At 70.2% G+C, this 26,353-nt stretch carries 23 protein-coding genes; 8 read left to right on the top strand and 15 right to left on the bottom strand.

Annotated elements, in window-relative coordinates; all coding sequences use genetic code 11:
* Positions 1-40: 40 nt before the first annotated feature.
* Both nusA and rimP read right to left on the bottom strand, forming a co-directional pair.
* Positions 41-1,069 (bottom strand): transcription termination factor NusA, encoded by a 1,029-nt coding sequence (gene nusA, locus ABZ803_RS07355; protein ID WP_040868142.1) that lies wholly within the window; start codon positions 1,067-1,069, stop codon positions 41-43.
* A complete protein-coding gene (gene rimP, locus ABZ803_RS07350) occupies positions 1,066-1,731 on the bottom strand; it encodes a ribosome maturation factor RimP (RefSeq protein WP_357033941.1) in 666 nt (221 codons plus the stop codon). The genes nusA and rimP overlap by 4 nt, the downstream gene beginning before the upstream one ends.
* Before the next feature lie 160 nt (positions 1,732-1,891).
* On the opposite strand from rimP, the gene ABZ803_RS07345 reads away from it, so the two are divergent.
* On the top strand, positions 1,892-2,488 hold the full coding sequence (locus tag ABZ803_RS07345; RefSeq protein ID WP_357033939.1) for a hypothetical protein: 597 nt from the start codon (positions 1,892-1,894) through the stop codon (positions 2,486-2,488).
* Positions 2,485-2,919, top strand: a complete 435-nt coding sequence (locus ABZ803_RS07340) for a ferritin-like domain-containing protein (protein ID WP_357033937.1) — start codon at positions 2,485-2,487, stop codon at positions 2,917-2,919. Before ABZ803_RS07345 ends, ABZ803_RS07340 begins: the two co-directional genes overlap by 4 nt.
* A 77-nt stretch (positions 2,920-2,996) precedes the next feature.
* On the opposite strand, the gene ABZ803_RS07335 is transcribed toward ABZ803_RS07340, so the two are convergent.
* A complete protein-coding gene (locus tag ABZ803_RS07335) occupies positions 2,997-4,748 on the bottom strand; it encodes an acyl-CoA dehydrogenase family protein (protein WP_062975450.1) in 1,752 nt (583 codons plus the stop codon).
* A gap of 185 nt (positions 4,749-4,933) precedes the next feature.
* Entirely contained in the window at positions 4,934-6,691 is a 1,758-nt protein-coding gene (locus tag ABZ803_RS07330; protein ID WP_357033935.1) for a proline--tRNA ligase, read from the bottom strand.
* 58 nt (positions 6,692-6,749) lie between these two features.
* Between ABZ803_RS07330 and yaaA the strand changes: the two genes are divergently transcribed.
* On the top strand, positions 6,750-7,493 hold the full coding sequence (gene yaaA / locus ABZ803_RS07325) for a peroxide stress protein YaaA (protein WP_357034356.1): 744 nt from the start codon (positions 6,750-6,752) through the stop codon (positions 7,491-7,493).
* Here yaaA and ABZ803_RS07320 read toward each other — a convergent pair.
* Entirely contained in the window at positions 7,486-7,725 is a 240-nt protein-coding gene (locus ABZ803_RS07320; RefSeq protein WP_357033933.1) for a hypothetical protein, read from the bottom strand. The genes yaaA and ABZ803_RS07320 overlap by 8 nt on opposite strands.
* A gap of 58 nt (positions 7,726-7,783) precedes the next feature.
* Here ABZ803_RS07320 and ABZ803_RS07315 point away from each other — a divergent pair, with 58 nt between their 5' ends.
* Together ABZ803_RS07315 and ABZ803_RS07310 are read left to right on the top strand one after the other, a co-directional pair.
* Positions 7,784-9,274: a CoA-acylating methylmalonate-semialdehyde dehydrogenase gene (locus ABZ803_RS07315; protein WP_357033931.1), complete on the top strand. Its 1,491-nt coding sequence runs from the start codon at positions 7,784-7,786 to the stop codon at positions 9,272-9,274.
* Positions 9,275-9,345: 71 nt separating this feature from the next.
* Positions 9,346-9,759, top strand: coding sequence for a PPOX class F420-dependent oxidoreductase (locus tag ABZ803_RS07310; RefSeq protein ID WP_357033929.1), 414 nt, complete (start codon positions 9,346-9,348; stop codon positions 9,757-9,759).
* A gap of 7 nt (positions 9,760-9,766) precedes the next feature.
* Here ABZ803_RS07310 and ABZ803_RS07305 read toward each other — a convergent pair whose 3' ends face one another.
* Both ABZ803_RS07305 and cobA read right to left on the bottom strand, forming a co-directional pair.
* Positions 9,767-11,227 (bottom strand): MFS transporter, encoded by a 1,461-nt coding sequence (locus ABZ803_RS07305; RefSeq protein ID WP_357033927.1) that lies wholly within the window; start codon positions 11,225-11,227, stop codon positions 9,767-9,769.
* Positions 11,228-11,497: 270 nt separating this feature from the next.
* A complete protein-coding gene (gene cobA / locus ABZ803_RS07300; protein ID WP_357033925.1) occupies positions 11,498-12,772 on the bottom strand; it encodes a uroporphyrinogen-III C-methyltransferase in 1,275 nt (424 codons plus the stop codon).
* A 472-nt stretch (positions 12,773-13,244) separates the two neighbouring features.
* Between cobA and ABZ803_RS07295 the strand changes: the two genes are divergently transcribed.
* Positions 13,245-13,688 (top strand): nucleoside deaminase, encoded by a 444-nt coding sequence (locus tag ABZ803_RS07295; protein ID WP_357034354.1) that lies wholly within the window; start codon positions 13,245-13,247, stop codon positions 13,686-13,688.
* Positions 13,689-13,711: 23 nt separating this feature from the next.
* Here ABZ803_RS07295 and ABZ803_RS07290 read toward each other — a convergent pair whose 3' ends face one another.
* Positions 13,712-15,052, bottom strand: a complete 1,341-nt coding sequence (locus ABZ803_RS07290) for a DoxX family protein (protein ID WP_357033923.1) — start codon at positions 15,050-15,052, stop codon at positions 13,712-13,714.
* 101 nt (positions 15,053-15,153) lie between these two features.
* Positions 15,154-16,512, bottom strand: a complete 1,359-nt coding sequence (locus ABZ803_RS07285) for a DoxX family protein (protein ID WP_357033921.1) — start codon at positions 16,510-16,512, stop codon at positions 15,154-15,156.
* 238 nt (positions 16,513-16,750) lie between these two features.
* Between ABZ803_RS07285 and ABZ803_RS07280 the strand changes: the two genes are divergently transcribed.
* On the top strand, positions 16,751-17,881 hold the full coding sequence (locus tag ABZ803_RS07280; RefSeq protein ID WP_357033919.1) for a phosphotransferase family protein: 1,131 nt from the start codon (positions 16,751-16,753) through the stop codon (positions 17,879-17,881).
* Positions 17,882-17,883: 2 nt separating this feature from the next.
* Entirely contained in the window at positions 17,884-18,981 is a 1,098-nt protein-coding gene (locus ABZ803_RS07275; RefSeq protein WP_357033917.1) for a hypothetical protein, read from the top strand.
* 360 nt (positions 18,982-19,341) lie between these two features.
* Here the strand turns inward: ABZ803_RS07275 and ABZ803_RS07270 are convergent, their stop codons facing one another.
* From ABZ803_RS07270 to mqo, 6 genes are all read right to left on the bottom strand, one after another.
* Positions 19,342-19,710 (bottom strand): cobalamin biosynthesis protein, encoded by a 369-nt coding sequence (locus ABZ803_RS07270; RefSeq protein WP_357033915.1) that lies wholly within the window; start codon positions 19,708-19,710, stop codon positions 19,342-19,344.
* Positions 19,697-21,127, bottom strand: a complete 1,431-nt coding sequence (locus ABZ803_RS07265) for a cobyrinate a,c-diamide synthase (protein WP_357033913.1) — start codon at positions 21,125-21,127, stop codon at positions 19,697-19,699. The genes ABZ803_RS07270 and ABZ803_RS07265 overlap by 14 nt, the downstream gene beginning before the upstream one ends.
* 79 nt (positions 21,128-21,206) lie before the next feature.
* A complete protein-coding gene (cobO, locus tag ABZ803_RS07260; RefSeq protein WP_357033911.1) occupies positions 21,207-21,821 on the bottom strand; it encodes a cob(I)yrinic acid a,c-diamide adenosyltransferase in 615 nt (204 codons plus the stop codon).
* Positions 21,822-21,989: 168 nt separating this feature from the next.
* Positions 21,990-23,924, bottom strand: a complete 1,935-nt coding sequence (locus tag ABZ803_RS07255) for a magnesium chelatase subunit D family protein (RefSeq protein WP_357034352.1) — start codon at positions 23,922-23,924, stop codon at positions 21,990-21,992.
* A 344-nt stretch (positions 23,925-24,268) separates the two neighbouring features.
* A complete protein-coding gene (locus ABZ803_RS07250; protein WP_062975424.1) occupies positions 24,269-24,718 on the bottom strand; it encodes a GNAT family N-acetyltransferase in 450 nt (149 codons plus the stop codon).
* Between the two features lie 19 nt (positions 24,719-24,737).
* A complete protein-coding gene (mqo, locus tag ABZ803_RS07245) occupies positions 24,738-26,252 on the bottom strand; it encodes a malate dehydrogenase (quinone) (protein WP_357034350.1) in 1,515 nt (504 codons plus the stop codon).
* Between the last annotated feature and the right edge of the window lie 101 nt (positions 26,253-26,353).

The following is a 26,353-nucleotide window of genomic DNA, read 5'->3' as shown; positions in this document are numbered from 1 at the left end:
ACGAACATGTCATCCCGAGCACTCCGCGAGGGGGCTCCGGTCAACTCCGATGCGCCTCCGTTCGCACGGATCCGCCCATGTCGGGGGCGGCGTCGCTGCGGATATCGATGCGCCAGCCGGTCAGCCGCGCGGCCAGGCGGGCGTTCTGTCCCTCCTTGCCGATCGCCAGGGAAAGCTGGAAATCGGGCACAACGACGCGGGCCGCCCTCGCCTCGGCGTCGACAATTGTGACCGAAACCACTTTCGACGGCGAGAGCGCGTTGCCCACGAAGGTCGCCGGATCCTCGGCGTAGTCGATGATGTCGATCTTCTCGCCGGCCAGTTCACTCATCACGTTGCGCACGCGTTGCCCCATCGGCCCGATACAGGCGCCCTTGGCGTTGACACCGGGCACCGTGGTGCGCACGGCGATCTTGGAGCGGTGGCCCGCCTCGCGCGCGACGGCAACGATCTCCACCGAGCCGTCGGCGATCTCCGGCACCTCCAGCGCGAACAGGCGCCGCACCAGATTCGGGTGGGTGCGCGACAGCGTGATCTGCGGCCCGCGCGGACCACGGGAGACCCCGACCACGTAGCACTTGATCCGGTCGCCGTGCTCGTAGGTCTCGCCGGGCACCTGCTCGGCGGGCGGGATCAGTCCCTCCGTGCCGTGCAGCTCGCTGCCGATGCGCACCACGACGGTGCCGCGGGCGTTGGCGCGCGCGTCGCGCTGCACCACACCACCGACGATGTCGCCCTCATGGGTGGAGAACTCGCCGAAGGACTTCTCGTTCTCGGCGTCGCGCAGCCGCTGGAGCACCACCTGCCTGGCGGTGGTCGCCGCGATCCGGCCGAACCCCTCCGGGGTGTCGTCCCATTCGGAGATCACGTTGCCGTCGGCGTCCAATTCTCGCGCCATCACCCGGACCACGCCGGTCCGCTGGTTGATGTCGATACGCGCGTTGGGCTGGTGGCCCTCGGTGTGGCGGTACGCGGTGAGCAGCGCCGACTCGATCGCGGAGATCACGGTCTCGATCGAGATCCCCTTGTCGGCGACGATCGCGCGCAGGGCTTCGATTTCGATGTTCATTCCACGATCCCTTCGGTCGGCGAATCGGACGCTGTTACGGATTCGGACAGTGCATTCGGTGTTCCCGGGTGCTGGGTGGCGTCGTCGACCGCCACCGCGTCTTCTTGGCCCGGAGCGGGCCGCCCCGGAACGACTCCGCCGGCGAGCTCCAGCTCCCGCGCGCCGGGCGGGGAGAACTCGACTTGGACGACGGCGGTGGCGATGTCGGCGAGCGGGACGGTCACGCGGTGCGGGTCGCGTTTGCCGCCGAGCACCAGCGCCACCGAGTCACCGGCGAGCGCGCCGACCCTGGCCTCGAAGGTCGCCGATCGCTCCGGCGGCTGCGCGCCTTCGCGCAGCGTGACGCGCACCTTCCGCCCGCGCGCCCGCCGCCAGTGCCGGTCGGCGGTCAGCGGGCGATCGATGCCGGGGGTGGTGACTTCCAGCAGGTAGGGCGTCTCGCCGAACTCCCCCGCGTCGTCCAGCAACTCCGACAGCTCCGTGCTGAGGCTCGCGAGCGCGTCCAGATCGGAGGTGTCGCGATCCACGGTCACCTGCACCCGAGCCTGCGCGTCCACGCGCGTGCCCGCCGTCGAGATCTCGACGCCCTCGAGGTCGAATCCTCGGCGTTCGACGAGACCAGCTAAGAGCTGGCTCACCCTTTCCTCGGTCGGCATCGGCATGTGGGCGGCTCCTGGTTCAGTTGTGACGCGGTGGGAAAATTCTCTACCAAAGGTCTAGCGTAACGCGCCACGAGAGTGTAAAGGACCAGTGGTCGAGGTGTACGCACGCCACGACCACCGCTCGTCCGGCGGCGCCCCGTGAGTCTGGCACGATGGTGCCGTGCCCATCCGCCTTCCCGCCCCGCCGCGTGCCGGGCGCACTACCGGCATGCCCTCCGACCGGCACGAGCCCCGCGCCGACGCCCTGGATCGTCGCAGCGCGATCCGTCTCGCGGGCGGTGCGACGGTGGGCGTGCTCGCCCTCGGCGCCGCGGCGGGCTGCACCGGCGACGACGTGGTCCACGAACCGGATCCCCTTGCCGCACAGGAGGTCGCGGCTCGCGCCGACGCCGCGGCGGCGACCGCGGCCATCGCCGTCGCACCCGACCGGCACGCCGCGTTGACGGCGATCGCGGCCGAACGCACCGCGCACGCCGACGCCTTGCGCTCCGAAATCGACCGCGTCATCGGCGTTTACGCCGACGGCACCAAACCGGTGCACCGCACCCGCGCGAGCGAATCCGGCCCGTCGGCCGTGGCCTCGGGCAGCGCGGTGCCGCCCAATACCCCGCCGAGCGTCGAGACGCTGCGGGCGCGGCTGGCCGAGTCGCGGAAATCGGCTGCCGATCTGGCCCGCGCCCTCGACGGCTATCGGGCAGGCCTGCTCGCCTCGATCAGCGCGGCCTGCGCGGTGCAGGCGGGGGTGCTGCTGAGATGACCGAAGACGAACGCCGGGCCCTCACCGACGCGTTGAACGCCGAATACGGCGCGGTGTACGCCTACGGTGTGATCGCCGCCTACGCCTCACCGGAGCGCGCCAGGCTGGTCGCCGAGCACACCGCCGCGCATCGCGCCCGGCGCGACGCCACCGTGGACGCCCTCGCGTTGGGCGGCGCGACGGTGCCGCCGCCCGACGCGGCCTACACGGCGCCGTTCCCGGTCACCGATCCGATCTCGGCCGCGCGGCTGGCCGTGACGGTCGAGTCCGACACCGCCGTCGCCTGGCGGTCGGTGGTCGAACGCGGTGCGTCCATGGCGATCCGGCGCGCCGGTGTCGAGGCACTCACCGAAGCCGCTGTCCGGCTGGCCACGTGGCAGTCGATCCTCGGCGCCGACCCGCCCACCATCGCGTTCCCCGGCAAGGCTTGATCCGAAGCGCCGCAGGCGTTCTCGCGGAGAACGGCGGCCCGGTGCGGTACCCGGCCGCCGTCGGCTCGACGCGCGACCTACGGCCGCATCTCGTAGGCGCCGTTGTAGGAGGCCACCTCGGCCCACACCCGGTCGAAGCGCGGGCGGTCGGCGACCGGCGGCCGCAGCGCCGACGCCGCCCAGCCCTGCTGGGCGGGGCTGGCCGACGGCTTGCCGTACAGGGCTGTGGCGTAGGCGTTGAAATCGCGGACCTGGAAGTCGAAGATCTGGTCGATCAGGTCGCGATCCAGGCCGGTGATCGCGGCCTGCTCCAGGATCAGCTGGCCGTAGACCACCAGTGAGAACAGGTGGCCGACGGTCAGCATGAAGTCCAGGTCCTTCTGCTGCCCGGCGTCCGGCGCCGCGGTGGTCAGCAGCGTCCGCAGCGCCTGCGCCTGCTCGTAGAACCGGCCCACGTTCGGGATGTCGGCATGCTTGTCGTAGATCGGCGTCCAGTCGGCGAAGCGCACCTTGCCCGCGCCCCGCGCCGGGCCCTGCCGCCAGAAGAACGCGTCGTCGGCCGCGTCCTGCCGGGTTCCGATCTCCGGGTAGTCCTGCGGGTCGAACAGGTAGTTGGGCATGAACTTCAGGATCTGCCCGACGTTCACGTGCACCGTGCCCTCCAGCCGGGGCAGCGTGCTGATCAGCCGCTGCACCTCGGCGAAGTAGGTGTTCTTCTCGAACCCCTTGGCGGCCAGCACATCCAGCAGCAACGTCATGACGGTCTCGCCCTCGGAGGTCACCTTGGACTTCGTCATCGGGTTGAACAGCAGGTACCGGCGGTCCTCCAGGCTCGCGCTGCGGAAGTAGTCGACGGCGCGGTCGCTGAACAGCTTCATCGCGAGGATGCGCGCGTAGGCGTCGACGAAGTTCGCCCGCACGTGCGGGAAGTCGGTGACCGGGTTGCCGTAGAGGATGCGATTGCCCGCGTGCGTGATCGCCTCGTAGAACGAGTGCTCGACCATGCCGATCCCGCCGTGGCAGAGGTTGAACTTGCCCACGTTCACGGTGTTGAGCGCCGCGGAGAATGCCTCGGGCCCGGTGTGCAGGATGTCCTCGGCGCGCACCGGGTAGTTCTCCAAGCGGAAGGTGCTGACGTACATCTGCTGGTGCACGACGTTGCCGAGCAGGCGGTAGTTCTCGTGCCGGGAGTCGGCGGCGAACCAGACGTACGCGTCGGCGCCCTCGAGATCGGCGCGGCGGGAGAACACCGACACCATGCTGGCCACGTTGCCGTTGCCGATGTAGTACTTCTCGCCGTTGGCGCGGAACAGGATGCCCGCCTCGGCGTCCGCGCTGCCCGGTTCGGTCGGGGTCAGCACCAGGTCGGTGTTGTAGATGTCGGCGCCGTGGGTCTGCTCGGACAGACCGAACGCCATCACCTCACCGGCGAGCAGGTCGGCGGCGGCACGCTTCTTGGCCGCTTCGTTGTCGCTCTGCCAGATCGGGCCGAGGCCGAGAATGGTCACCTGCTCGGCGTACCAGTACGCCAGACCGTAGAAGCCGAAGATCTCCGACAGCGCCGCGTTGCGGGCGGCGTCCCAGCGACGATTCGGGTCCCCGTCGGCGTAGGCCGCCGGGGTCAGGAAGGTGGCGAACAGCTTCTCCTTCTTCACGAAGTCGAGGAAGTCGGCCGTCCACACCGCGTTCGCGTCGTCGGCGAGCAGACGCTGTTTACCCCGGCCCTCGAACCACTCGATGGTGGCACGCAACAGACGCCGCGTCTCCGCGTCGAACTGCTGCGGGTCATAGCTGGCGGGGTTGAACAACCGCGCGTCGGTGTTTGTCATGCCGGTTAACTTACCAGCGGGTAACAGCAGTCAGGACACGGTCCGCGGATCTGTGACCAGCGAATTCAGGTTACGGTCGCGTAGGTAACCACCGCCCTGTCGCCGGGCCGCGAACGTCTTCACCTCGGTCTCGCCATCGACGGCGAACGTGCCCCGGCGGATTCCGCCGGGGCCGTTCACGTCGGTCAGCCGCGAACTTTGGCCACCACAGCGTCCACCGCGGACGCGGCGGGCAGTTCCTCGGTCTCGCCGGTGAAGCGGTCGCGCAGTTCGACCTTGCCCTCGGCCCAGCCGCGGCCGATTACCAGCACCAGCGGCATGCCGAGCAGTTCGGCGTCCTTGAACTTCACCCCCGGCGAGGCGGTGCGGTCGTCGAAGAGCACGTCCAGGCCCTGAGCGTGCAGGCCGGATACCACCTCTTCGGCACCCGCGCGAGCGGCGTCGTCCTTGTTGGCGATGACGACGTGCACGTCGTAGGGCGCGACCGCGGCGGGCCAGCGCAGCCCCTTGTCGTCGTGCTGCTGCTCGGCGATCACCGCCACCATGCGGGAGACGCCGACCCCGTAGGAGCCCATGGTCAGCCGCACCGGCTTGCCGTTCTCGCCGAGCACGTCCACCTCGAACGCGTCGGTGTACTTGTTGCCGAGCTGGAAGATGTGGCCGATCTCGATGCCGCGGGCCGCCACCAGCGTGCCCCGGCCGTCGGGCGAGGGGTCGCCGTCGCGGACCTCGGCGGCCTCGATGGTGCCGTCGGGCGTGAAGTCGCGGCCCGCGACCAAGCCGACGACGTGCTTCCCCGGTTCGTCGGCGCCGGTGATCCAGCTGGTGCCGGTGCCGACCCGCGGATCGACCAGATAGCGAACACCGTTGGCCTGCAGCGCCTTCGGGCCGATGTAGCCCTTGACCAGGAACGGATTCTCGGCGAAGTCGGCTTCGGTGAGCAGCTCGACCTCGGCCGGTTCGACCGAGGCGCCGAGGCGCTTGTCGTCCACCTCGCGGTCACCGGGAATGCCGATGCCGAGGATTTCGGTCTTCCCGTCCGGGTGACGCAGCTTGACCATGACGTTCTTCAAGGTGTCGGCCGCGGTGACCGGACGACCGTAGCGCTCGGCGATACCGGCGCCGTTGGCCCAGTCCACCAGCGTCGCGATGGTCGGTGTGTCCGGGGTGTCGTGCACCACGGCCTCCGGCTGTCCTTCGATCGGCAGCGGTTCGGGAGCGGGCGTGACCACCGCCTCCACATTCGCCGCGTAGCCGGATTCCGGGCAGCGCACGTAGGTGTCCTCGCCGACCGGGCTGTCGGCCAGGAATTCCTCCGACGCGCTGCCGCCCATCGCACCCGAGGTGGCGGCCACGATGACGTACTTGACCCGCAGCCGGTCGAAGATGCGCTGGTAGGCCTGGCGGTGCGCGTCGTAGCTGGCCTTGAGGCCGTCCTCGTCCAGGTCGAACGAGTAGGAGTCCTTCATCACGAACTCGCGCCCGCGCAGGATGCCCGCGCGGGGACGCTCCTCGTCGCGGTACTTGGTCTGGATCTGGTACAGCGTGACCGGCAGGTCCTTGTAGGAGCTGTACTCGCCCTTCACGGTGAGCGCGAAGAGTTCCTCGTGGGTGGGGCCGAGCAGGTAGTCCGCGCCCTTGCGGTCGCGCAGCCGGAACAGGCCGTCGCCGTACTCGGTCCACCGGTTGGTGGTCTCGTACGGTTCGCGCGGCAGCAGCGCGGGTAGCGAGATCTCCTGGCCGCCGATCGCGTCCATCTCCGCGCGCACCACGTCCTCGACCTTGCGCAGCACGCGCAGGCCCAGCGGCAGCCACGAGTAGACACCCGGGGCGACGCGGCGCACGTAGCCGGCACGGACCAAGAGTTTGTGGCTCGGCACCTCGGCGTCGGCGGGATCGTCGCGGAGGGTTCGCAGGAACAGGCGGGAGAGGCGGGTGATCACGGAAGCACAGGGTAGTCGCTGGCCGGACGCCGTTCCCAGCGCATTACCGTATTCGTTCGTGCTGGTGCTGCTGCCTCCTTCCGAAACCAAGTCCGATGGCGGCGCCGGGGCTCCGCTCACCCTGGACTCGCTGGCGATGCCGCAGCTCACGGCGATCCGCGCACGGCTGATCGAGGAAGTGGAGCGGTTGGCGGCCGACCCCGAACGCTCCAGGACCGTCCTGGGGCTCGGCAAGGGGGCCGACGGCGAGATCGCCCGCAACGCCACGCTGCGCACCTCCCCGACCCGTCCCGCGCTGGAGCGCTACACCGGCGTCCTCTACGACGCCCTCGACGCCCGCTCGTTCACCAAGGCGCAGCGGGCCAAGGCGTATGCCCGCCTCGGCATCGGCTCCGCCCTGTTCGGCGCGGTCCGCGCCTGCGATCCGATCCCCGCCTACCGGCTCTCCGGCGGCGCCAAGCTGCCCGGACTGCCGACCCTCTCGGCCGTCTGGCGCGACGAGCTGGCCACCGCGCTGCTCGCCGAGGCGGCGGGCGAGCTGGTCGTCGACCTGCGCTCGGGCACCTACCAGCAGCTGGGCCGGGTGCCCGGCGCGATCACCGCCAACGTGCTCACCGAGCACCCGGACGGGTCGCGCACGGTGGTGAGTCACTTCAACAAGCACCACAAGGGCCTGCTCGCCCGCGCCTTGGTGCTCACCAGAGCCGAACCGGCCGACGTCCGCGGCGTCGCGCGAGTGGCGGCCAAGGCGGGGCTGCGCGCCGAGATAGCCTCGCCCACAGAGCTTCTGATCATCACCTGACTTCGTCCGGCCGTTCGGCGGTGAGCGCGGTGATCTCGGCATCGAGGTCGGCCCGCGCCGCGGTCTCGTAGCGGCGGCGAGCGGTGGGTGTCCGGACAAGTACGGCTGAGCGCGCCCCCGCCGTCGGATCACGGATCGGCAGCTCGGGTGCCCGATTCCGCACCGTTCGCCGGAAGACCGGGAAGGGTGTATGCCGGACAGTGGTGGTCAGGCGGCGTTCCGGCGATGTCACGACCGTAAGCGGTGGAACCCGCGGCACCGCCGATGCTCACCGAGCGAATCGAGGAGACATGCACACCATCGCGCACTGGCTCGACGGCAAAGCCTTCGCGGGCACCAGCGAGGCGACGGCGCCGGTGACCAACCCGGCGACCGGCGCGGTGACCGGGCAGGTCGCGCTCGCCGGTGTCGCCGACACCCGCGCGGCGATCGACTCCGCCGCGAAGGCGTTCCCGGCGTGGCGGGACACCTCGCTGACCCGGCGCACCCAGATCCTGTTCCGCTTCCGTGAGCTGCTGAACGAGCGCGGAGAGGAGCTGGCCCGGCTGATCACCGCCGAACACGGCAAGGTGCTCGCCGACGCGATCGGCGAGGTGAGCCGCGGCCTGGAAGTCGTCGAGTTCGCCTGCGGCATACCGCATCTGCTCCAGGGCGGCTACACCGAGAACGCCTCGACCAAGGTCGACATCTTCGCCGTCCGCCAACCGCTCGGCCCGGTCGCGATAATCTCGCCGTTCAACTTTCCGGCGATGGTGCCGATGTGGTTCTTCCCGCTCGCCATCGCCGCGGGCAACACGGTGGTACTCAAACCGAGCGAGAAGGATCCGTCCGCGTCGCTGTGGCTGGCGCGGCTGTGGGCCGAAGCCGAACTGCCCGCGGGCGTCTTCACGGTGCTGCAGGGCGACAAGGTCGCGGTCGACGAATTGCTCGACAACCCGGGCGTCAAGGCGGTCTCTTTCGTCGGCTCGACGCCGATCGCCCGGTACGTCTATCAGCGCGGCACCGCCGCGGGCAAGCGGGTGCAGGCGCTCGGCGGCGCGAAGAACCACATGGTGGTGCTACCGGACGCGGACCTGGACCTGGCCGCCGACGCCGCGGTGAACGCCGGGTTCGGCTCGGCGGGCGAGCGGTGCATGGCGATCAGCGTGGTGGTCGCGGTGGGCGGGTCGGCCGACGAACTGGTCGGCAAGATCGCCGAGCGGGCCGGGACCATCCGGACCGGCGACGGCACCCGGGGCGCCGATATGGGTCCGCTGGTCACCCGGGCGCACCGCGACCGAGTCGCCGGGTACATCGCCGCGGGCGAATCCGCCGGGGCCACCGTGGTTCTCGACGGCCGGGACGTCGAGGCCGATGGCGCGGCCGAGGGCTTCTGGCTCGGGCCGACGATTCTCGACCATGTCGCCACCGACATGAGCGTCTACACCGACGAGATCTTCGGACCCGTGCTGTCGGTGGTGCGCGTCGGCAGCTACGAAGACGCGCTGGCGCTGGTCAACGCCAATCCCTACGGCAACGGCACCGCCCTGTTCACCAACGACGGCGGCGCCGCCCGCCGCTTCCACAACGAGGTCGAGGTCGGGATGGTCGGCATCAACGTACCGATCCCGGTCCCCATGTCGTACTACAGCTTCGGCGGCTGGAAGAACTCGCTGTTCGGTGACGCGCACGCGCACGGCGCCGACGGCGTGCGGTTCTTCACCCGCACCAAGGCGGTCACCACCCGCTGGCTCGATCCCAGCCACGGCGGACTGAATCTCGGTTTCCCCCAGAACAAATAGGCGGCGTTCACCGAGTACGCGGCGAAGGGACCGCGGGAATGTCGCGCCGGGCCGCGTTGTTCGCTCAGAACGTGACCTCCACCGCAGAGCTTTCCGATGCCCTCAAGAAGTACCTGGACGAAGAGAAGGTGTTCGCCACCGCGGCCACGATCGGGGGCAACGGGCAACCGCACCTGACCGTGATCTGGCTCAAGCGCGACGGCGACGATCTGCTGTTCTCCACCACGACCGACCGGCAGCAGGGCAAGAACCTGGCCCGCGACCCGCGCATCACCGTGCTGATCAACCCGCCGGACAACCCGTACGTCTACGCGGAGATCCGGGGCACCGCGACGATCACCCCGGACCCGGACAAGACACTGCCCGACGAACTCTCGGCGAAGTACACCGGACAGAAGTACGCGGATTTCAACCCGGCCTCGGTCGACGACGGACCGCGCGTCATCGTGCGCGTGACACCCCGGCGGGTGGCCGGCCGCTTCTAGGCGCGGCTCACACCTGCTGGGCTTCCTCCTGGGCGTGCTGGGCCATGGCCAGTTGCTGCGGGGTGAAGCGCAATGTCAGGGCGACCAGTCCGGCCGCGAACGCGATCAGGGCGCAGACGAACAGCACCAGGGTGTAGCCGTCGCCCAGCGCGGCGATCTCCGCGGGCGTCATCCCGGCCACCTTCTCGGTGCGGCCGCCGAGCGACAGCGTGCGGGAGGCGGCGATCGGGGTGAGCAGGCCGATGGCCACGGGCGTGGCGAGGTTCATGAACATCTGCCCGACCGCGGCCAGCGGGCCGATATTCGCCGGCGGCACACCGACCAGCACGCACAGCGGCGAGAGCACCATGGCGATGCCGACGCCGAAGCCGATCACCACCAGCAGGGGCAGCAGCGTCGCGAAGTACATCACCTCGCCGTCGAGGGTCGAACCGAACAGCAGGCCGACGCCGAGCACCACCGCTGAGCCCGCCAGCAGCCAGCGCGGCGCGATGTACAGCGCCGCCTTGGAAGCCACCGCGCCGCCGACGCCGATGCCGACGGTGAACGGAATGGCCGCCACACCCGCCTTGAGCGGACCGTATCCGATGACGTTCTGCATGAACTGGGCGACGAAGAAGGTCATCGCGCCCAGCACCCCACCGGCGAGGAAGATCAGCAGGAAGGTGGCCACGCGGTCGCGGCTGTCGAACAGCGACCAGGGCAGCAGCGGGTCGTCCACCCGTCGTTCCAGCGCGATGAAGACGATCAGCAGCACCACGCCCGCGATCAGCGAACCGATGATCGCCGGGTGTCCCCAGCCGATCTCCGGCCCCTCGGTCGCGCCGAACACGATCGCCGCGCAGGCGATGGTGCCCAGCACCGCGCCGGGGAGGTCAAGCGCCGAGCGGTGGTGTTCGGTGTCGGCCAGTTTGTAGGCCGCGCCGAGGATGATCAGCGCGCCGATCGGGACGTTGATCAGGAAGATCCACCGCCAGGACAGCTGGGTCAGCGCGCCGCCGACCACGAGCCCGCCCACGGAGCCGATGCCGACCATCGAGCCGAGGATCGCGATCGCCTGGTTGCGCGCCTTGCCCGGTGCGAAGGTCGTCGCCACGAGCGCGAAAGCGGTCGGCGCCGCGATCGCGGCGCCCGCACCCTGGATGGCCCGCGCCGCGAGCAGCATCGCCTGATTCTGCGCGAGCCCGCACAACAGCGAGGCCATGGTGAACACCGCGACACCGACGACCAGCATGCGCTTGCGGCCGAAAGCGTCGCCGAGCCGGCCGCCGAGCAGCATCAGGCCTGCGAAGGTGAGTCCGTAGGAGGTCACCGTCCACGCGCTACCCGCGCTGGACAACCCCATCTCCTCTTGCAGCCGTGGCAGCGCGAAGATCACCACCGTGCCGTCGAGCACGACCATGAGCTGCAATCCGCTCAGGACTAGGATCGCGAGCCCGAAGGCCCGCTGCGTTACTGGATACTGCATCGTCGCAGCGGGGTTCCGAAGCACAGTGAGTCACTGTAATTGATGCCGGGCCCCGCTTCGCCCGCCCACCGATCCGGCCGGACCCGCGACGAGCACCGGCCCCGCCGATCCCGCGGGTGGGCGGCGTCGCGCGCCACCAGCGGTATCGGGTCGAGGTGATATGCCATCGCCTGGTGCTCCTTCCCACTCAGGACGAGTAGGCGTCCTGGTCGACTCGGGCGCCGCCGCCACCGCGCGAATCTGTTCGAATCGCCGCGGTGGCCACGAGCGTCATCCGGCCGCGGAGTCGGCGTGCGGGACGATCGCGTCGGCGGAGAATCCGGCGGTCGGGCCGATCACCACGATCGCGGGTGGGCGGATGCCTTCGGCGCGCACCCGGGCGGCCACCGTGCCGAGATCGGCGCGCAGCACGCGCTGGGTGCGCAGCGTGCCCTCCTGGATGACGGTGGCGGGTGTGCCCGCCGGTCGCCCGCCCTCCAGCAGCGCGGTGGCGAACTGCTCGATCCGCTCCACCGCCATCATCAGCACCAAGGTGCCGCGCAGCCGCGCCAGCGCGGGCCAGTCCACCAGCGAATCCGGGTGATCCGGCGCGACGTGCCCACTCACCACGACGAACTCGTGGGTGACACCGCGATGGGTGACCGGGATGCCGGCGGCGGCGGGCACCGAGATGGGACTGGTGACACCCGGCACCACCGTGACCGGAACCCCGGCGGCCACACAGGCCTCCACCTCTTCGTAGCCGCGCCCGAAGACGTACGGGTCGCCGCCCTTGAGCCGCACCACGAACTTGCCCGCTTTCGCGCCTTCGATCAGCGCGTTGTTGATCGCTTCCTGCGCCATCGCCCGTCCGTACGGGATCTTGGCGGCGTCGACCACCTCGACCTCGGGCCCGAGTTCGGCGAGCAGTTCCGGCGGCGCGAGCCGGTCGGCGACGACCAGATCCGCCCTGGCCAGCAACCGCCGTCCGCGCACGGTGATCAGGTCGGGATCGCCGGGCCCCCCGCCCACCAAAGCGACACCGGGCGCGATCGAGGTCGAGTCGTCGCTCACCACACCGGATTGCAGGGCCTCCAGCAACGCGTTGCGCACGGCGGCCGACCGACGGTGCTGCCCGCTCGCCAGCACGCCGAGGGTCAGTCCGTCGTAGCGCGCGGTGGCGGGGGTGACCGCGGTGCCCAGCCGTGCGGTGTCGGCGCGGACGCAGAAGATCCGCCGCCGGGTCGCCTCGTCGACCACCGCGGCGTTGGTTTCGGGCTCGTCGGTGCAGGCGATCGCGTACCAGGCGCCGTCGAGGTCGCCGTCGGCGTATTCCCGCAGCGTGACGGTGATCTGCCCGGAGGTGGCCATTCCCTCGACCGCGGGGGTCACCGCGCGACTCACCACATGGACGTCCGCGCCGGAGGCGATCAGCAGTCCCAGTCTGCGCTGCGCCACCGACCCGCCGCCGACCACGACGACACGCCGTCCGTGCAGATCGAGCCCGACCAGGTAGTTCGGGTCGCCGGTGGGCTGGTCTTGCGTTGCGTCTGACGTGTTCGGCACAAGTTTCGAGCCTACGGCGTGGCCCTCCGGCACCGGCAATCGCCCGGCACGCCCGCCCGCCCACGTTCCGGCGAGCAGGCGCGACGATCACCACGGGCCTGCGTCGACCCGGGCTCAGGGCGACGCAGGCAGAGCCCTCGGCACCCGGATCGGGTCGGTCGTCCCGGCGCCGTGCGGCCGGACGGTGGCGGTCGCGGGACTCGGTGGGCGACTGCGCTGCCCTCGGGCGCGCTGCGCATCCGGCGGTACCGAGCACCTCGACGACCTCCGCCGGTAGCCGATGTGCTCGCAGGACACCTGGCGATGTGCACCGAACCGCCCGGGTCGGCGAAGGCGCCCAAGTCGTCCACAGCGACAGCCACACCTACTGTGACCAGCGGTAACAAGTGTTTCGACAGTCGGCGACGGTAGGTTGCCGTGCAGGCGTCTCGTTCGGAAAGGCGGACCGATGAAACGGCTGACACCGGCACGACTGCTCGACGTGGCCTACGACGAGGCGCTGCGCGGGCTCGCCGAAGGGGGGATCCCCATCGGCGCCGCCCTCTTCGACGCGGACGGCACGCTGCTCGGGCGCGGGCACAACCGCCGGGTGCAGTCCGGCGACCCCAGCATGCACGCCGAGACCGACGCCTTCCGCGCGGCGGGGCGGCGGCGCGACTATCGCGACACCGTCATGGTCACCACGCTCTCGCCGTGCTGGTATTGCAGCGGCCTGATCCGCCAGTTCGGCATCGGTTCGGTGGTGGTCGGGGAATCGCGGACCTTCGCCGGCGGGCACGAGTGGCTGGCCGGGCACGGCGTGGCCGTCACCGTCCTGGAAGACCGGCGCTGCATCGATCTGATGACCCGGTTCATCGCCGAGCATCCCGCGCTGTGGCACGAGGACATCGGAGTCGCCGACGATCTCGAGGCATGAACCGCGCCGTCCGGCCGGGCGGCTCAGCGGAAGTACGGATACTCCTGCACCCAATGGAATCCACGGCCGCGCAACGGGAAGTCGTCGATCGGGACCGAGGTCAGCGCGACCGAGACCGGCTGCCCGGCGAGCGTGCCCGTCAGGGTCAGCCGCTCCGGCGCGGGCCGGTCGAAACCGAAGCTGCCCAAGGGTTCCGTTCGCGGCGGCGCGACCACGACCAGGGTGCGCGCCGCCGGATCGACCATCGCGAGCACCGGAACCAACTGGCCGTCCATCCGCTGCACGGTGGCGCCGTCCCGGTCGAAGACCAGTCGCTGCCAACGCCGTTCGTCGGTGGTCAGTGGCGGAAGCGGTGTGCCGTCGACACTGAATTCGGTGACCGCCCAGATGCCGTACAGCGGCGGTTCCGGCCGCCCCGCGCCCTGCTCGGTCCACCTTTCCCAACCCGTGTACGCGTTCGAGAACAGCAACCACACCCCGAGCGCGATCTGCGCCGCCGCCGCGATCCGCTCGGCTCGCGGCGTGCGCAGCAGCGGCGGCGTGCTCGACGGTCCGGCCGGGCGGTTCAGCACGAGCACGTTCGCCAGGCGCCCGGCCTCCGGGGCGAGCAGCACCAGGCACAGCAGCATCAGGTGGAACGACAGGATCTTCGCGGGTACGTCGTAGGTCATGTCCAGCACGAACACCTGTGTCGTGCACACCAGGCTCAACATCGCGCCCACCAGCGCGGTGCGCGGCACGAACAGCAGCACGCCGCCGAGCAGTTCCGCGCAGCCGAGCAGGATCTCGTACTGCGGCGACACCCCGATGTGGTTCCAGAGCACCGCCATCGGACTGAAATTCCCGTAGGGCTCGAGCAACCGGCTCAGCGGTGTCGGCGGCATCTGGGTCGGAATCGCCTTCGCCATGCCGTAGGCGATCATCTGCCCGGCCAGGCACAGGCGCGCGAACAACAGGAACCAGGGCAGCACGGCCCGGTAGTGCGGCCGGTTCCGATCCAGCACACTCCAGACCGCTGTGCCGAGTGCCGCGATGACGAGGACGACGAACACCAGCACCCAGAAGTAGGCCTGGTCGCCACTGATCGAAGCCGTGTTCGCCGCCACGGACGTGCCGAACACCCGTGTTCCGGTCCCCTCGATCACCGGGCGCAGGGCACGGGCGACGCCGGAGTTCACCGAGTCCGGCAGCCACTCGCGCGCCAGTCCGAGGAACTCGGGGACAACCGACGGATACACCAGGCAGAACAGCCCGAAGTACAGAAAGCCGAAACGGAACGCCACCCGGGTCGCCCCGCGCCACGGCCTGGTATCGGAACCCGCCGCGTCCGCGGCGTCTGTTCGATCGAGGATCGCTTCGGTCACGGCGGTCCCTCCAGTTCGGTCGATGCAGACCGAAGGTATCGAAAAGCGCCGCGGCCGTAGCGCGTTTCGGCTCGATCACCCGCTGCCGCCGGATCAGGGGGTCAGCGGAAGTACGGGTATTCCTGGACGAAGTGGAAGCCCCGGCTGCGCAACGGGAAGGAGTTCGGGTCCATCCGGTCCAGCGACAGCGTCACCGGCGTTCCGTTCAACTCACCGGTGAGCCGCAACGTGTCCGGGGTGGGCTGAGTGAAGGTGAAGGCACCCACGCGGGTCGGCGGTGTGTCCGGTGGAGCCGCGGACAGCGCGATGGTGTGCGCGGCCTCGTCGACCACGGCTACGACGGGCAGGAACGAGTCGTCCATCTTCTGCACCGTCGTACCCCGGCGGTCGACGATCAGCCGGCGCCAGCGGCCCTCGTCGGTGATCAGCGGCGGCGCGGGATGGCCGTCCCTGCTGAACTCGCCGACGGTCCAGATGCCGTAGAGCGGAGGTTTCGGTGCTCCGTCGCCCGCCTCGCGCCAGGTCTGCCAGCCGATGTGCACCCCACCGAGTAGAACCCACACTCCCAGAGCCACTTGCAGCGCCGCCGCGACCCGGTTCGCGCGGCGGGAAGCGAACAGCGCGGGCTGCGTGGCCGGTTCGGCCGGGCGTTCGAGCACGAGCACATTCGCCAACCGCCCCGCCTGCGGCGCCAGCACGACCAGCGACAGCAGCAGCAAGTGGAACGAGAGGATCTTCACCGGCACGTCGTAGGTCATGTTCAGCACGAACACCTGCGCCATGCTGACCAGGCTGACCAGCGCGCCCGCCGTCGCGGTGCGCGGCACGAACAGCAGCAGGCCGCCGAGCACTTCCGCCGTGCCGAGCAGGACCTCGTAGGCGGGCGCGGCGCCGACCTGGTTCCAGAGCACCGATGCCGGGCTCATCGTCCCGTACGGTTGCAGCAGCGCGGTGAGCGACGGCGCCGGCATCTGCGACGGGATCGCCTTGGCCAGGCCGTAGAAGAGCATCTGGCCGCCCAGGCACAGCCGGACGAACAACACGAACCAGGCGCGCAGGGTGATGTAGTCCCGGCGGCGTCTATCCAGGATCGACCAGACGAGCGTGATCAGCGCCGCCGCGACGAGTTCGCAGAAGATCAGCAGCCAGATGGCGGCTTGGTCGCCGCTGCCGGAATCCTCGTGCAAGACGGCGTCCACACCGAAGACGTGGTCGCCGACCCAGCCGACGAGCGGGCTCGTCGCGCGCATCTGCCAGATGATGGCGCTCTCCGGCAGCCACTTGCTCAGGATGCCGGTGAACACGAAGAGGATCTGCGCGAACAGCACGCAGAACAGCCCGAAGTAGGCGAAGGCGAAGCGGAACGCGATCCGGGCCTGCGGGCTCCATGGACGACGCTCGTCATCGGCCCGCGTTCGGCCACCGCGGGGCTTCACCACATCCGTTTCGACGGTACGCACACCGCTCCCCTCGCCGGTCGACACTCTGGCTTGCCGAACGTATCCGACCAGGTCATGGGATGACCTCCGGGAAAACCCCCGATTTCCGGGTACCTCTTTCGGCCTACGTGCCTGCCCCACCCCGCTCAGCGGGATTCGTCTCCGGTTCCGGCCCGCCGACAACTAGAACGCGTTACAGTCGCGTATCCCGGAGCACCGCGGGCGGTGCGTCCGGGCCGCACGTGTCAGGAGGACATTGATGACCGACGATCCGGACCCGGCACAGCGACATCAGCTGACCGTCAGCGAACGCGACCTGGAGGCACTCGCCGGCGACTTGGCGCGCTGGCTGCACACGAAGGTCACCGCGGACGATCTGCCGCGGATCTCCGAATTGTCGCGTCCACAGTCCGGCGGCATGTCCAGCACATCGATCCTGTTCGACGCCGAGTGGAGCGTTGCGGGGCGACCGGAGCGCGGATCGTTCGTCGCGCGGATGGCGCCGGAGGCCGGGTCGTTCCCGGTCTTCGAGACCTACGACCTGGCCACCCAGTACCAGGTGATGGCGGGCGTGGCCGCGGCCACCGACGTGCCGGTGCCGGGCCTGTGCTGGCTGGAGAACGACGAGAAGCCGCTCGGCGCGCCGTTCTTCGTGATGCGCCGCGTCGACGGACGGGTGCCGACGGACAACCCGCCATACGTGTTCGTCGGCTGGCTGTTCGATGCCGACCCGGCCGATCGCCTGCGGCTCACGCACAACACCGTCGAGGTGATCGCCGAGATCCACGGCATCCCCGATCCCGCGGCGCTGTTCCCGATGCTGAGCGGGCCGGGCGAGGCGCTGCGCAGGCACGTCGCCGCCCAGCGCTCGTGGTACCGGTGGGCGCTCGCGGACGACGGCTTCGAGATCCCGCTGATCGAGCGGAGTTTCGCGTGGCTGGACGACCACTGGCCCGCCGAAACCGGTCCGGACGTGCTCAGCTGGGGCGACGCCCGCCCGGGCAACATCATCTACCGCGATTTCGACCCGGTGGCGGTGCTGGACTGGGAGATGGCCGCGCTGGCGCCGCGCGAGCTGGATCTGGGCTGGCTGATCTTCATCCATCGGTTCTTCCAGGATCTGGCCACTCGCTTCGGGCAACCCGGGCTGCCCGATTTCCTGCGCCGCGACGACGTGGTGTCGAAATACGAGCAGCTGACCGGTCACTCGGTGCGCGATCTCGACTTCTACATCGTCTACGCCGCGTTGCGGCACGCGATCGTCATGGCGCGGGTGAAGCGCAGGATGATCCACTTCGGCGAGGACACCGACACGCCGGATCGCGACGACTACGTCATGCACCGGGCAAGCCTGGAAGCGCTGCTCGACGGAACCTACGAATGGGACTGACCATGCCTGTGCCTTTGGACGAGTACCCCATCCATCAGACCCCGCTGTCGCTGGCCCGGGTGGCCTCCAGCGATCGGAACTTCTACGACCGCAGCTACTTCAACGCCCACGACCGCGACGGCGGCACGTTTCTGATCACCGGTTTCGGCGTGTATCCCAACCTCGGGGTGACCGACGCCTACGCCGCCGTCCGTCGTGGCGACGCGGTGCGCGCGGTGCGCTTCTCCGACGCACTCGGCGACCGGGGCCTCGACCAGCGCGTCGGCGGCTACCGCGTCGAGGTGCTGGAGCCGCTGCGGCGCCTGCGGGTGGTCTGCGAACACGACGATCTGAGCTTCGACCTCACCTGGACCGGCGCCTTTCCCGCCGTCCAGGAACAACCGCACCTGATTCTCGCGGGCAACCGGCCGATCATCGACGCGTCCCGGTTCGCGCAGGTCGGCTCGTGGGCGGGGACGCTGCACGTGGACGGCGACGACATCACCGTCGACCCGGCGCTGTGGACCGGGACCAGGGACCGCTCCTGGGGCATCCGCCCGGTCGGGGAAACCGAGCCGCCCGGACGCGCGGCCACCGAGCCCTCGGGCGGGTTCTGGTGGCTGTACGTGCCGCTGCGGTTCGAGGACTTCGCGGTCGTGATCATCGTGCAGGAGGAGCCGGACGGCAGGCGCACGCTCAACGACGCGACCCGGATCTGGCCGGACGGGCGCACCGAACAACTCGGCTGGCCCCGCATATCCATCGACTATCGCTCCGGCACAAGGCATCCCGTCGGCGCGCGACTGGAGCTGACCACGCCGGACGGCAAGCCACTGGAGATCGAGATCACGCCGGGCGTCGGCGTCCCGCTGCACGTCGGCTGCGGTTACGGCGGCGATCCCGACTGGCAGCACGGCCAGTGGAAGGGTCGCGACTGGTCCTCCTCCAGCCGCTACGATCTCACCGATCCGGCGATCGTCGCCCGCACCCCGTACGGGGTGACCGACCACGTCGCCCGTGCCCGCTGCGGCGATGCCGAGGGATGGGGCCTGTTCGAACACGCCAGCATCGGCCGTCACGACCCCACCGGCTTCGCCGACTGGGGCTCGGTCGCACCCTGAACCCAGCGCCGCACCGCCGCCGACACGGGCGTCCGTGACCAGTTCCCGAAAGACATGCGTGCCCGGACGCCGAGCGGGGCCGAATTCCGGCGACGGCGCGTCCAGCAGCAGCTGAGCATCAGCGCCAACGGCGCACCGCCGTCGTACCCGCGGGCCGAACGGCTCCGCCCGAGCTGCGATCGGAGCTTCGCGATGTGCTCGGATACCACCACAGGCCGGGCACAACAGCACGTCCGGAGCCTGCGGTCCGGGCCAGTTGCGCGGCGGCGACGGCGTGGCGACAGTCGCCGAACGTCGCGACACCGCGATTCTCGCGGACAGCGCAGCGCTCGTGGCCCAGCCCGCGTTCGGTCGATGGTTCTACCGCTCGAGCTGCGCTGCCGCGAGCACCACGCCCTGCACGACGCGCTTCGGTATCACCAGCGGCCCGCCCCCGGCGGCGAGCAGCGCCGCGGCCTCCGCGACGCTCGCCGTGCCGACGGCGGCCTGTGTGCGGCTTCCCGGGTTGGGGACGGCGACGTTCGCCAGTTCCGCGGCGGAGTAGGACCGCAGCGGCACCTGGAACTCCGCGGCGACGGCGCGCAGGCCGGGCTCGGCGAAGCGCTGTGTGATGGTGGCCAGGCACGCTATCCGGTAGCCATTCACACCCTCGCACAGCGCGGCGCGGATCACGACCGCCGATGTGCCCGGTCGTAGTCCGATGCCGACGACAACATCAGCGGTTGGCACCGGAACTCGCGAATTGCCTTGCCGCGGTGACGAATCGACGCACCGCCGCGGGATTCCCGGCCGGGTGGGTGTGCAGGTACGACGCGTGCACATTGCCGCTCAGCGTCCCCTCCCGGACGGCCTCTCCCGCGCTGCCGCGCCAGCCCCACGCCGGATTCGGCGGCGCCGACACCAGACGGGTGCGGTGGAACTCGTGCCCCCTGACCCGTTCGCCTGCCCGCCACAGCGGCGAGTCGGCCAGTGCGACGGCGTCCCGGTAGCCGAGTGTCAGACGCGGTCCGAACGCGGCGTCGGCATCCACCACCCCCGCCATCGGGTGGCCGTCCAGCGATCGAGTCAGATACAGCAGCCCGGCGCACTCGGCGTGCACCGGCATCCCGTGCCGAGCGGCATCGGCCACCGCCCGCAACAGGACGGAATTGGCCGCCAGGTCCGCGGCGTGTTCCTCGGGAAACCCACCCGGCAGCACCAATGCCGCCGTCCCGGTGGGCAATTCGTCGTGCAACGGGTCGAAGACGACCACCTGCGCCCCCGCGGCCACCAGCAACTCACGATGCTCGGCGTAGCCGAACGTGAATGCCGGGCCACCGGCGACGGCGATCAGCGGACCCTCCCGATCGGCCGGGAAGCGAGCGTCGACCGGAAACGCCGCGGTGGACGCCTCTTCTGCTTCCAGACCGCGCATGGCGGCGGCGGGATCCCACGCGGGTCCGGTGACCGACGAGCGAGCGAGCGCCGCGATGGCGTGCAGGTCCACGTGCGCGGCGACGAGATCCGTCATCGCCGCCACCGCCGCCGTCGCGGCCGACCCGTGTTCCACGGCGGGGATCAGGCCGAGATGCCTGGACGGGACTTCGAGTTCGGCCAGGCGCGGCAACGACCCGAGCACCGGCAGCCCGACTCGCTCGCAGGCGGCGCGCAGCACCTGATCGTGCCGTTCGCTGCCGACCCGGTTCAGGATCACCCCGCCGAGCCGGACGCCGCTGTCGAAGGTCGCGAATCCGTGCAGCAGCGCCGCCAGGCTCTGGCTGTGTCCTCGCGCGTCCACCACCAGCACCACCGGCGCCCCCAGCAAGGCCGCGACCTGCGCCGTCGATCCCTCCGCCACCGGTCCGGCGTACTCGTCATCGATCCGCCCGTCGAACAACCCCATCACGCCCTCGACCACCGCGAGATCGCACCCCCGCGCCCCGTGCCGGAACAGCGGCACAACCCGCTCCACCCCCACCAGCACAGGATCCAGGTTTCTCCCCGGCCGCCCCGCCGCCAGCCCGTGATACCCCGGATCGATGTAGTCGGGCCCCACCTTGAACGGCGCCACCCGATGCCCCACCTTCCGCAATGCCCCCACCAGCCCGGTCGCCACCGTCGTCTTCCCGCTCCCCGACGCAGGCGCCGCCACCACCACCGCCCTCATCGCCGCTCCCGCCCCGCCACTGGCACACCGTCGTGCGGCCCGCTCGCGATTCGCCGCAGCGATGTGCCACTCGCGGGGATCACCATTCGATGCCTCGTTGGCCTTTGCGGCCCGCGTCCATGGGGTGCTTGAGCTTGGTCATCTCGGTGACCAGGTCGGCGGCTTCCAGGAGGGGTTGGGGGGCGTCGCGGCCGGTGATGACGACGTGCTGGTTGCCGGGGCGGGCGTTGAGGGTCTCGACCACCTCGTCCACGTCGACCCAGCCCCATTTCAGGGGGTAGGTGAACTCGTCCAGGACGTAGAAGCGGTGCTGTTCGGCCCGCAGGCGACGGGCGATCTCCTGCCAGCCCGCCAGCGCGGCGGCGGCGTGGTCCTGCTCGGTGCCCTGTTTGCGGGTCCAGGACCAGCCCTCGCCCATCTTGTGCCACTCGACCGGCGCGCCCGCGCCGGTCTGCTCGTGCAGCGCGCCGAGGGCGCGGAAGGCGGCTTCCTCCCCGACCTTCCACTTGGCGCTCTTCACGAATTGGAACACCGCGACGTCGAAGCCTTGGTTCCACGCCCGCAGCGCCATCCCGAACGCGGCCGTCGACTTTCCCTTGCCCGGCCCGGTGTGCACCGCGAGCACCGGCTGATTGCGCCGCTGCCGCGTGGTCAGCCCGTCGTCGGGAACTGTCTCCGGAACACCCTTGGGCATCGAATCTCCTTGCTCGTCCTCGGATCACTCCGAACCTGTGCACCGCGTCCGGACCGGAAGCCGCGCGAACCGCCCACCACCGCTGGACGCCGACTCACCGGGTCTCCCCACCGTCTCCGAAGGGGCGGCCGAGCGGCCTCCACCGGGCACACGGTTCGAAAGTCGTGCTCACGCCGCTCGCGCCGAACTACCGTTCCCGGAACTCGCGCGGACGGCGTCCGCGACTGCCGCACCGGTCAGCTCGGCCAGCCTCAGGTAACCGCCGCGCAGGTCGCGGGCCAGATCCAGGGCGAGGCCGAGGCGGATCATGCCGCGTTCGCAGTCGACGACGATCGAGGTGACCGTGTCCCTGGCGAGTAGGCGGGCCGCGGCGCGGGCGCGAGGAACCGGGTCGGTTCCGCCCGTCGCGCGACCGTCGGTCAGCAGCACCAGCATCGGCCTGCGGCGCGGATCGCGCACACGCTCGCGCAGCACGATCTCCCTGGCCTTCAGCAGGCCCGCCGCCAACGGGGTCTTCCCGCCCGTGCGCATTCCGGACAACCGGCGCACCGCGATGTCGACCGACGAAGTGGGCGGCAGGACGAGTTCGGCCTCCGCGCCGCGCACGCTGACGACAGCGACTTTGTCGCGGCGCTGATACGCGTCCCGCAGCAAGGTCACCACCGCGCCGGTGACGGCGGACAGCCGGTCGCGGGCGGCCATGGAACCGGAGGCGTCGACCACGAAGACGACCAGATTCCCTTCGCGCCCTTCCCGATACGCGCCGCGGAGGTCTTCGGCGGCCAGCCGCAACGGCCCGTTGCCGCGGCCGCGGGAACGCTGATGCGGCGCGGCCGCGAAGACGGTGCCGAGCAGATGCAGGCCCGAGGACGTGTCGGCACTCGGACGCACCACCCGCCCGTGCCGTGATTCCGCGCGCGAGCGCCGCCCCGGAGCGCCTTCGCCGACGCCGGGCACCTCCCAGCGCGGTGTTCGCGAACCGGCGGAAGTCGGTGCGCCACTGCGCCCTTCACGCGATTGCCCACCACCCGGACCTTCGGGCGGCGACGGGTTGTCCGGGCCACCGTCCGGATCGTCGCCCGGCTCATCGGCCTCCCGGGGCGTGCCGTCCGGACCGTTCGGCGTGGAGGTCTCCTCCTCGGGCCGCGCCTGCTCGGCCGCGTCGCGCATGGCGTCGTCGAGCTGCTGGTCGCTGATGCCGGGCTCGTCGAACGGATCGCGCCTGCGCCGGTGCGGCAGCGCCAGTTCGGCGGCCACCCGCACGTCGTCCTCGGTCACCGCGTCGGCACCGCGCCAGGCGGCGTGCGCGGTCGCGGTGCGCGCGACGACCAGATCGGCCCGCATCCCGTCCACGTCGAACGCGGCGCACAGCGCGGCGATGCGGCGCAGCTCCACGTCGTCGAGCACCACCTGCCCCAGCCGGTCGCGGGCGGCGAGGATCTGCTCGGCCACCTCGTGGTCCGCCGCGGCGTACCGGGCCGCGAATCCGGCCGGGTCGGCCTCGTAGTCCAGCCTGCGGCGCACCACCGCCATGCGCACGTCCACGTCCCGGGAAGCGGCCACGTCCACGGTCAGGCCGAACCGGTCCAGTAGCTGCGGACGCAGTTCGCCCTCCTCCGGGTTCATGGTGCCGACCAGCACGAAACGCGCCGGATGCGAGTGCGAGACGCCGTCGCGTTCGATGTGCACCCGCCCCATCGCCGCGGCGTCCAGCAGCACGTCCACCAGATGGTCGTGCAGCAGGTTGACCTCGTCGACGTACAGCACACCGTGATGGGCGGCGGCCAGCAGGCCGGGGCGGAACGCCTGCTCCCCGTCGCGCAGCACGCGCTCCAGGTCCAGCGAGCCGACCACCCGGTCCTCGGTCGCGCCCACCGGCAGCTCCACCAAGCGGGCGGGCCGCGCGCCGGTCTCGTCCACCACGGGCGGCAGCAGCTGCGCCAGCGCGCGCACCACGGTCGACTTCGCGGTGCCCTTCTCGCCACGCACCAGGACGCCGCCGATGCCCGGATGCACCGCGCAGAGGATCAGCGCCAGTTGCAGCCGTTCCTGGCCGACCACCGCCGAGAAGGGAAATCCCGCTTCACCGTCCGAACCCGGCATCGTTCGGCTGCGCTGGTCGGACGTCGGCACTGTTTCGGCATGGGACACGGACACGCCCCAACTCTAAGCGCGGGGCCACACCGGCCCCACAGTGCCCTTCGATTCAGAACCGATGCGCGTGCCCCCTGAACCGCACCCACCGCGGATCCACTCATGGCTCCGCAGGGGCGCCAGCCCGCTCGCCTCCACCACGTTCTCCGAACGAAGCGAGACCGAGCACGCGCCGTCACGGCCCCGGTTCGCGTCCGAGCGGTCGCCGCCGCGACGAAGTCGCCGACGGTGGCCGCTCGGACGCGAACCATGAAGGGACCGCGAACACCCAGCGCCTCAGGCGCTGGAAGACATCAACCTCTGCGCATGGGCACGTGCGGGATGCCGTCTTCTTCGAATTCCGGCCCGTCGACCTTGAAGCCGTGTTTGGTGTACAGGTCGATCAGGTAGCTCTGGGCGCTCAGGCGAACCGTCGCCGAACCGACCTCGGCCAGCGCCGCCTGCAGCAGTCGAGTGGTGTAGCCGTGCCCGCGGGCGGGCGCCGCCGTGCAGAGCCTGCCGATCCGGAAGCTCTTCACGCCGTCGTGGTGCTCCTCGCACAGCCGCAGCGTGGCGATGACCTCGCCCTCGTCATCGAGCCAAAAGTGCCGGGTCTCCGGGAGGAGGTCGTTGCCGTCCAGTTCGGGGTACGCGCACTTCTGCTCGACGACGAACACTTCGACGCGAAGTTTCAACAGCTGGTAGAGCGTCGCGGTATCGAGATCCTGCGCCCAGGAGCGTTTGAGAGCAACCGTTGACATCATCGCGCCTTGCTATCACAACCTAGGCGTTCGCCGCGACCCCTGCATGTCGCGGCGTGTTGTCGCCGCCGTCGACGAGGTTCAACGTCTTGGAGGTCCAATCCCACACCTCGTGGAACAGCGCCGGGTCCTCGGACAGCTTGATGCCCAGCGAGGGCACCATCTCCTTCAGCTTCGGCGTCCACGTGGCGTACTCCTGCGGGAAGCACCGCTGCATGACGTCCAGCATGGCGGTGACGCAGGTGGAGGCGCCGGGGGACGCGCCGAGCAGACCGGCGATGGTGCCGTCCTGCGCGGAGATCACGGCGGTGCCGAACTCGAGCACGCCGCCGGCGCCCTTACGGCGGATGACCTGCACGCGCTGGCCCGCGGTGATCAACTCCCAGTCCTTGGCCTCGGCGCGCGGGATGAACTCCGACAGCGTGATGACCTTGCCCGCCTCAGACTTCAGCAGCTCGCTGACCAGGTACTTGGTCAGACCGAGCTCGGTGACGCCGACGCCGAGCAGCGAGAAGATGTTGTTCGGCCGCACCGACTTGAACAGGTCGGTGTTCTTGCCGTCCTTGAGGAACTTCGGCGTCCAGCCCGCGTACGGGCCGAACAACAGGCCCGGCTTGCCCTTGATCACGCGGGTGTCCAGATGCGGCACCGACATCGGCGGAGCGCCGACCGCCGCCTTGCCGTACACCTTGGCCTCGTGCTGGTTGATCAGCGCCGGGTTGACGCAGCGGAAGAACTGGCCGCTGACCGGGAACCCGCCGAATCCCTTCGCCTCCTTGATGCCTGCCTTCTGCAGCAGCGGCAGAGCGCCGCCGCCCGCGCCGACGAAGACGAATTTGCTGATCAGCGTGCGCGTCTCGCGGGTGCGGACGTTGCGCACCGTGACCAGCCAGGACCCGTCGGACTGCTTGGACAGGTCGCGCACCTCGTGCCCGAAGGCCAGGTCCGCGCCGGAGGAGCCGAGGTAGGCGAGCAGTTCCTGGGTGAGGGAGCCGAAGTCGATATCGGTGCCGCCGTCGGTCCAGTTCAGCGCGATCGGGTCGGAGAAGTCCCGACCGCGTGCCATCAACGGCAACCGCCGGGCGAACTCGTCGGGAGCGTCGATGAACTCCATGCCCTCGAACAGCGGGTGCGGCGCCAGCGCTTCGTACCGCTTGCGCAGGTATTCCACGTTTTCGGCGCCGTGCACGAAGCTGACGTGCGGGATCGGGTTGATGAAGGCGGACGGATCGCGCAGGATGCCGTTCTCCACGCCGTAGGACCAGAACTGGCGGGAGACCTGGAACCGCTCGTTGATGTCGACGGCCTTGGTGATGTCCACCGAGCCGTCGGGTAGCTGCGGGCTGTAGTTCAGCTCGCAGAGCGCGGAGTGTCCGGTACCCGCGTTGTTCCACGGATCGCTGCTCTCGGCCGCGGCGGCGTCGAGCCGCTCGAACAGGGAGATCGACCACTCCGGCTGCAGCTGCCGCAGCAGCGCGCCGAGAGTGGCACTCATGATGCCGGCACCGATGAGTACTACATCGGTCTTTTCAGTCATGGCAGCGTTCGGCACGGGTAGATCGACTTCCTTGTCCTTCTGCGCGGGCCCACCGGGCGGGTGGACCTGCCTGGGCACGGTGTAGTTGTGGCTCGGTTCCG

The sequence above is a fragment of the Nocardia sp. NPDC047648 genome (genome assembly GCF_040642815.1).
Lineage (GTDB): Bacteria > Actinomycetota > Actinomycetes > Mycobacteriales > Mycobacteriaceae > Nocardia > Nocardia gamkensis.
Note: the sequence above shows the minus strand (reverse complement) of the source record. Positions and strands in the feature narration are given on the sequence as shown.